This window comes from Kitasatospora indigofera (genome assembly GCF_014655955.1).
Classification (GTDB): Bacteria; Actinomycetota; Actinomycetes; order Streptomycetales; family Streptomycetaceae; genus Kitasatospora; species Kitasatospora indigofera.
Genome location: NZ_BNBO01000062.1, coordinates 44,673 through 51,918, shown reverse-complemented (window position 1 = coordinate 51,918; position 7,246 = coordinate 44,673). Strand labels below are relative to the sequence as shown.

Below are 7,246 nucleotides of genomic sequence, written 5' to 3'. Positions count from 1 at the left end.
GTTGCCGGCCGCCCCGACCCGGGGCGGCCGGCAACGGCGGCCGGTGCGGCCGGGCTGCGGCCCGGCTCCCGGCGCTCCGTCGACGTCCCGTCAACGACGAAGGCCCCCACCGGTGGTGGGGGCCTTCGCGACGTTGGTGACACCGACCCGCCATGCTCGCCTCGCGGCAAGTGGTCGCTCGAAGCGACTAAGGTTGGGCCCGGGGGCTTGGATCGAGCCGGTGTCCCGTCCAATGTAACGCATCCGCTCCGAACGCCAAGAGCACGCGGCGGATTTCCGGTGCGAGGTTCCGCCGGCCGGAGACTCTTTTGTGGAGTCCGGACACTCAATGAACTTTATTTCTGCGTACCCCCTGGTAGGTGCGACGATCGAGGTCTAACATGCGCTGGGCGCGATCTTCAACACTTTGTTGAAGGCGCCTCGGTGTTGCAGACCCTCAGAGTCATACCCTCAGTGGACGGAAGAAGGACGTCGATGGCGACCGTGCCCAGTGTCTCCAACTCGATCACGGTGCGGATGGAGGTCCCGGCCTCGGGCAGCGCCGTCAGCTCGATCACCACCGCCGTGGAGTCCTCCGGCGGCTCGGTCACCGGCCTCGACGTCACCGCCTCCGGCCTGGAGGCGCTGCGGATCGACGTCACCGTCGCCGCGTCCTCGGTCGCGCACGGCGAGGAGATCGTCGAGAAGCTCCGCGCGATCGACGGCGTCACCATCGGCAAGGTCTCCGACCGCACCTTCCTGATGCACCTCGGCGGCAAGATCGAGATGTCCTCGAAGCTGCCGATCCGCAACCGTGACGACCTCTCGATGATCTACACCCCGGGTGTCGCCCGGGTCTGCATGGCGATCGCCGAGAACCCCGAGGACGCCCGCCGCCTCACCATCAAGCGCAACAGCGTCGCCGTGGTCACCGACGGCTCCGCCGTGCTGGGCCTGGGCAACATCGGCCCGGCCGCCGCGCTGCCGGTGATGGAGGGCAAGGCGGCCCTGTTCAAGCGCTTCGCCGGCATCGACGCCTGGCCGCTCTGCCTGGACACCCAGGACACCGACGAGATCGTGGCGATCGTCAAGGCGATCGCCCCGGGCTTCGCCGGCATCAACCTGGAGGACATCTCCGCGCCGCGCTGCTTCGAGATCGAGGCCCGGCTGCGCGAGGCCCTGGACATCCCGGTCTTCCACGACGACCAGCACGGCACCGCGATCGTGGTGCTCGCCGCGCTGACCAACGCGCTGAAGGTGGTCCGCAAGGAGATCTCCGAGATCCGGGTGGTGATGTCGGGCGCCGGCGCGGCCGGCACCGCGATCCTGAAGCTGCTGCTGGCGGCCGGCGTCGAGCACGCCACCGTCGCGGACGTCCGCGGCGTGGTCCACGGCGGCCGGGACGACCTGAACGACAGCCTGCGCTGGATCGCCGAGCACACCAACCGCTCCGGCCGCACCGGCAGCCTCAAGGAGGCCGTGGCGGGCGCCGACGTCTTCATCGGCGTGTCGGCCCCCAACCTGCTGGACGGCGACGACCTCGCCACCATGGCGAAGGACGCGGTGGTCTTCGCGCTCGCCAACCCCGACCCCGAGGTCGACCCGGCCGTCGCCCGGCAGAGCGCCGCCGTGGTCGCCACCGGCCGCAGCGACTTCCCGAACCAGATCAACAACGTGCTGGTCTTCCCGGGCGTCTTCCGCGGCCTGCTGGACGCCCAGAGCCGCCACGTCACCACCGAGATGATGCTCGCCGCCGCCCGCGCGCTGGCCACCACCGTCGCGGACGACGAGCTGAACGCGAACTACATCATCCCCAGCGTCTTCCACCCGGACGTGGCCAAGACCGTCGCCGCGGCCGTGCGCGAGGCCGCGCTGGCCAACGCGGGCCCGCAGGAGCCCGCCCGGGACCGCCCCACCCCGGGCTTCGTGGGCACGCTGGACACCTCGTCCTTCCCGGCCGTCGAGCTCTGAGCCCGCCGGCCCGGGCGGGCCGTCAGGGGCGTCACGCCGCCGGGCAAATGACCGGCTCGCGACCCTACCCGCCCGAGCCGGGCCCGAACCCTTGCGACACAAGGGCGAGGGGCGTGTTTGGGCTTGTCCGCGCCAGGGCGTACGGTAGCCCTGAACGGGGCAGGCGTGTCCGACAAGTACGGAACGTCCCCCCGGCCTACCGGCGTGTCGTCCCGACCGCCGCCCGCTCCGGTGCACCGGAGCCGACGGAGCGTCACCGTTCCGACGGGCGGGCGCTGTTCGGGTCAACAGCGCCGGGGCCCGATTGGCTTTCTCGGGCCCGGTCGGGGCAGGATTCGTACCCAGGCAGGCACGCGGGCAGAAAATGCACGGCGCGCGGCTCGGGGTACGAGCCGACCCCTGACCGACCCCATGCCTGAATGAGCACAGTGTGCGGACCAGTGGCCACCCGGGTGCCCCCGGAGGGACGACCGCTGGGTCCCCTGCACACCGCAACGCGAACAGACCACAGGAGTACACATGAACCGCAGTGAGCTGGTGGCCGCGCTGTCCGAGCGCGCCGAGGTGACCCGCAAGGACGCCGACGCCGTTCTGGCCGCTTTCGCCGAGATCGTCGGCGAGGTCGTCGCCAAGGGCGACGAGAAGGTCACCATCCCCGGTTTCCTGACCTTCGAGCGCACCCACCGCGCGGCTCGCACCGCCCGCAACCCGCAGACCGGCGAGCCGATCCAGATCGCGGCCGGCTACAGCGCCAAGGTCAGCGCCGGCTCCAAGCTGAAGGAAGCCGCCAAGGGCGCCTGACGCCGCAGGCTCCCAGGAGCCCCGCAGCAGCTGTGAACCGCCGGGGGCGGACCGACTTGGGTCGGTCCGCCCCCGGCGGCGTCGTACGGCCCGGTGAACGGGCGTGGAACGGCCGGTGGCCGGGCCCCCGAGGGGAGCCCGGCCACCGGCCGTTCTGCGGGCGGTCAGGCCGTCACCAGCTCCTCGCTGGGCAGCTCGACGTGGGCGCCGAGGTCACGGAGCTTCTCCATGAAGTTCTCGTAGCCGCGGTTGATCAGGTCGATCCCGTGCACGGTGGAGGTGCCCTCGGCGGCCAGCGCCGCGATCAGGTACGAGAAACCGCCGCGCAGGTCGGGGATGACCAGCTCGCCGCCGATCAGCTTGGACGGGCCGGAGACGACCGCCGAGTGCTGGAAGTTGCGCGCGCCGAAGCGGCACGGCGTGGAGCCCAGGCACTCGCGGTAGAGCTGGATGTGCGCGCCCATCTGGTTCAGCGCGCTGGTGAAGCCGAGCCGCGACTCGTAGACCGTCTCGTGCACGATCGACAGGCCGCTGGCCTGGGTCAGCGCGACCACCAGCGGCTGCTGCCAGTCGGTCTGGAAGCCGGGGTGCACGTCGGTCTCCAGGGCGATCGCCTTGAGCTCGCCGCCCGGGTGCCAGAACCGGATGCCCTCGTCGTCGACCTCGAAGGCCCCGCCGACCTTCCGGAAGGTGTTGAGGAAGGTCATCATCGGGATCTGGTCGGCGCCGCGGACGTAGATGTCGCCGCGGGTGGCCAGCGCCGCGCAGGCCCAGGAGGCGGCCTCCAGGCGGTCCGGCAGGGCGCGGTGGTTGTAGCCGCCCAGCTCGTCCACGCCGGTGATCAGGATGGTGCGGTCGGTGCCCAGCGAGATGATCGCGCCCATCTTCTGCAGCACGCAGATCAGGTCGACGATCTCCGGCTCGATGGCCGCGTTGCGCAGCTCGGTGACGCCCTCCGCGAGGACGGCGGTGAGCAGCACCTGCTCGGTCGCGCCGACCGAGGGGTAGGGCAGCTCGATCTTGGTGCCGCGCAGCCGCTGCTGGGCCACCAGGTAGGTGCCCTGCGGGTGCTTCTCGATGGTGGCGCCGAACTGGCGCAGCACCTCGAAGTGGAAGTCGACGGGCCGGCCGCCGATGTCGCAGCCGCCCAGGCCGGGGATGAAGGCGTGGCCGAGGCGGTGCAGCAGCGGGCCGCAGAACAGGATCGGGATCCGCGAGGAGCCGGCGTGCGCGTCGATGTCCGCGACGTTGGCGCTCTCCACGTGCGAGGGGTCGAGGATCAGCTCGCCGTCCTCGTCGCCGGTGCGCACGGTCACACCGTGCAGCTGCAGCAGGCCGCGGACGACCTTGACGTCGCGGATGTCCGGGACGTTGCGCAGCCGGCTGGGGCCCTGCCCGAGCAGGGCGGCGACCATGGCCTTGGGGACCAGGTTCTTCGCACCACGGACCCGGATCTCGCCTTCGAGCGGGTTTCCGCCGTGAACCAGCAGGACGTCGTCGGTCATCGTTCTCGCAATCCGGGGTGCCAGAGGTCGGGTCCGGGCTCCGCGGGAGAGCCTGGCATGGTGGGGTCGAACGGGCGGCTGTGGGGCCCGGGCGAGCGAGTTTCCGCCGCGAAAGGGCGTCCACCATCAGTAGATGGTAGTAGGCGTGTGATTGGTTCCCGTCTGCTCCTCCGGTGATCGTGCTCTCTCCGGGTGGTGGCGCGCCCCCGCAGAGGGCCGTACGGGTGGCCGGCGGGCCCGGCGGGGTTTCGTGTTGAGGTGCCCCGGACGGGCTCTCCTGCGGGATCATGTGAGGCATGACCGCGGCGCACTCGCACACCGGCCGGCTGCTCGTCGCGACTCCCGTGCTCACCGATCCCAACTTCGCGCGGGCCGTCGTGCTCCTCCTCGACCACGATGCCGAGGGGGCGCTCGGCGTCGTCCTGAACCACCCGACGCCGATCGAGGTGGGGGCGGTGCTGGACGGCTGGGGCGCGATGGTCGGGCAGCCCGCGGTGGTCTTCCAGGGCGGCCCGGTCGCGCTGGACGCGGCGCTGGGCCTGGCCGTCGCGCCGGGCGAGCCCGGGCAGGCCGAGCCGCTCGGCTGGCGGCGGGTGCACGGCGCGATCGGCCTGGTCGACCTGGAGGCGCCGCCCGAGGTGCTGGCGGGGGAGCTGGGCGGGCTGCGGATCTTCGCCGGGTACGCGGGGTGGTCGCCGGGCCAGCTGGAGGCGGAGATCGCCGAGGGCGCCTGGTACCTGGTGGACTGTGAGCCGGGCGACATCTCCAGCCCCGAGCCGGAGCGGCTCTGGCGCTCGGTGCTGCGGCGCCAGCGCGGGCCGCTGGCGCTGCTGGCGACGTACCCCGAGGACCCCACGCTGAACTGAGGCCCGGCCGGGCCCGGGGCGGCGCGCGGGGGCCCCGGCGGCGGGACCGGGGCGGGGCGCCGCCGCACGCGCCGCCGCACACTGGCCCGCCCTCGCGGCGCCCCCATAGACTTGGCACTCATGAGCACTCTTGAGCCCGAGCGCGGCCTCGGCACCGGCACCCTGGTCGAGCCCGTCCCGCAGGTGTCCCACGGGGACGGCGACCACGAGCGCTTCGCGCACTACGTCCAGAAGGACAAGATCATGGAGAGCGCGCTCTCCGGGTCTCCCGTGGTGGCGCTGTGCGGCAAGGTCTGGGTGCCGGGCCGTGACCCGAAGAAGTACCCCGTCTGTCCGATGTGCAAGGAGATCTACGACGGCATCGGCCAGCCGGCCGACGGCAAGGGCGGCGGCAAGGACAACGGCTGACCTGCGCAGACCAAAGGCGGATCGATCCTGCGGACCGGCCGAATCGATCCCACGATTGGTCTATGCCATTTGGGTTCGGCGGGGCAGGATGGCGGCATGGACCTCATCCCTGCCCCGCTGAGTTCTGTCCGCCTCGCCGACCAGGACCTCCTCCTCGACCAGGACACCACGCTCACCGCCGCGCCCGGCCTGGAGCCGGTCGAGCAGTGGCTGCGCACCGCCCTCACGGCGGCGACCGGGCTGGCGCTGCGCCCGGCCCCGCCCGGTTCGGCGGCCGGCGTCGAGCTGGCCCTCGACGACACGCTGGACGCCGAGGCGTACCGGATCTCGGTCCGGGCGGACCGGGCCGTGGTCACCGCCGGCGGCCCCGCCGGGGCGCTCTGGGGGGCGCAGACCCTGCGCCAGCTGCTCGGCCCCGACGCCTACCGCCGGGCGCCGCTGCGCCGCACCGGCTGGGTGCTGCCCGGCGGTGACGTCGAGGACGCCCCGCGCTTCGCCTGGCGCGGCGTCCTGCTGGACGTCTCCCGGCACTTCCTGCCCAAGTCCGACGTGCTGCGGTTCCTGGACCTGATGGCCGTCCACAAGCTCAACGTCCTGCACCTGCACCTGACCGACGACCAGGGCTGGCGGATCGAGATCAAGCGCTACCCGCGGCTGACCGAGGCGGGCTCCTGGCGGGAGCGCTCGATGACCGGCTACCGGGCCGGCGAGCGCCGGGACGACCGCCCGCACGGCGGCTTCTACACCCAGGACGACCTGCGCGAGATCGTCGCCTACGCGGCCGGCCGGCAGATCACCGTCGTCCCCGAGATCGAGCTGCCCGGCCACGCGCAGGCAGCCGTCGCCGCCTACCCGGAGCTCGGCAACGGCGACGTGGTGGACACCGCGGCCCTCGGCGTCTGGACCGACTGGGGCGTCAGCCCGAACGTGTTCAACGTGTCGGACGAGACCCTGCGCTTCCTGGAGGGGGTGCTGGAGGAGGTCCTGGAGATCTTCCCGTCCGAGTACGTCCACATCGGCGGCGACGAGTGCCCCAAGGAGCAGTGGCGGGCCAGTGCCGCCGCGCAGGCCCGGATCAAGGAGCTCGGGCTCGCCGACGAGGACGAGCTGCAGAGCTGGTTCGTCCGGCACTTCGACGGCTGGCTCGCCGCGCGCGGCCGCCGGCTGGTCGGCTGGGACGAGATCCTGGAGGGCGGGCTGGCGCCCGGCGCCACGGTGTCCTCCTGGCGGGGCTACGGCGGCGGCGTGGCGGCCGCGAAGGCCGGGCACGACGTGGTGATGTGCCCCGAGCAGCACGTCTACCTGGACCACCGGCAGGCGCCCGGCGACGACGAGCCGATCCCGGTCGGCTGGGTCCGCTCGCTGGAGGACGTCTACCGCTTCGAGCCGGTGCCCGCCGAGCTGGACGAGGACGCCGCCCGGCACGTGATCGGCACCCAGGCCAACCTCTGGACCGAGTTCATGGACAGCGCCCGGGACATCGACTACCGGGCCTTCCCCCGGCTGGCGGCCTTCGCCGAGGTCGCGTGGTCCCGTCTGCCGGCCGACCCGGCGGCGCGCGACTACGCGGGCTTCGAGCGGCGGATGGCGGCGCACCTGGCCCGGCTGGACGCGCTCGGCGTCGAGTACCGCCCGGCCGCGGGCCCGCACCCGTGGCAGCAGTGGCCGGGGGTGCTGGGCCGCCCGATCGAGGGCGCGCCGCCGCGGGTGTGACCG

The 7,246-nt window shown here is 72.6% G+C and carries 6 protein-coding genes; 5 read left to right on the top strand and 1 reads right to left on the bottom strand.

What is annotated here, in order from left to right:
* The first annotated feature begins 474 nt into the window (after positions 1-474).
* Both IE329_RS34025 and IE329_RS34020 read left to right on the top strand, forming a co-directional pair.
* Entirely contained in the window at positions 475-1,950 is a 1,476-nt protein-coding gene (locus IE329_RS34025) for an NAD-dependent malic enzyme (RefSeq protein WP_190214888.1), read from the top strand.
* A gap of 519 nt (positions 1,951-2,469) precedes the next feature.
* The gene (locus IE329_RS34020) at positions 2,470-2,751 is read left to right on the top strand and encodes an HU family DNA-binding protein (RefSeq protein WP_030059737.1); all 282 of its coding nucleotides are present in this window, start codon (positions 2,470-2,472) and stop codon (positions 2,749-2,751) included.
* A 164-nt stretch (positions 2,752-2,915) separates the two neighbouring features.
* On the opposite strand, the gene murA is transcribed toward IE329_RS34020, so the two are convergent.
* Positions 2,916-4,256, bottom strand: coding sequence for a UDP-N-acetylglucosamine 1-carboxyvinyltransferase (gene murA / locus IE329_RS34015; RefSeq protein ID WP_073923020.1), 1,341 nt, complete (start codon positions 4,254-4,256; stop codon positions 2,916-2,918).
* 296 nt (positions 4,257-4,552) lie between these two features.
* Between murA and IE329_RS34010 the strand changes: the two genes are divergently transcribed.
* The 3 genes from IE329_RS34010 to IE329_RS34000 all read left to right on the top strand — a co-directional run bounded on the left by IE329_RS34010 (position 4,553) and on the right by IE329_RS34000 (position 7,243).
* The gene (locus IE329_RS34010; RefSeq protein WP_073923021.1) at positions 4,553-5,122 is read left to right on the top strand and encodes a YqgE/AlgH family protein; all 570 of its coding nucleotides are present in this window, start codon (positions 4,553-4,555) and stop codon (positions 5,120-5,122) included.
* Positions 5,123-5,242: 120 nt separating this feature from the next.
* Positions 5,243-5,530, top strand: a complete 288-nt coding sequence (locus tag IE329_RS34005; protein ID WP_073923022.1) for a DUF3039 domain-containing protein — start codon at positions 5,243-5,245, stop codon at positions 5,528-5,530.
* A gap of 96 nt (positions 5,531-5,626) precedes the next feature.
* A complete protein-coding gene (locus IE329_RS34000; RefSeq protein ID WP_190214887.1) occupies positions 5,627-7,243 on the top strand; it encodes a beta-N-acetylhexosaminidase in 1,617 nt (538 codons plus the stop codon).
* The last annotated feature ends 3 nt before the right edge of the window (positions 7,244-7,246 follow it).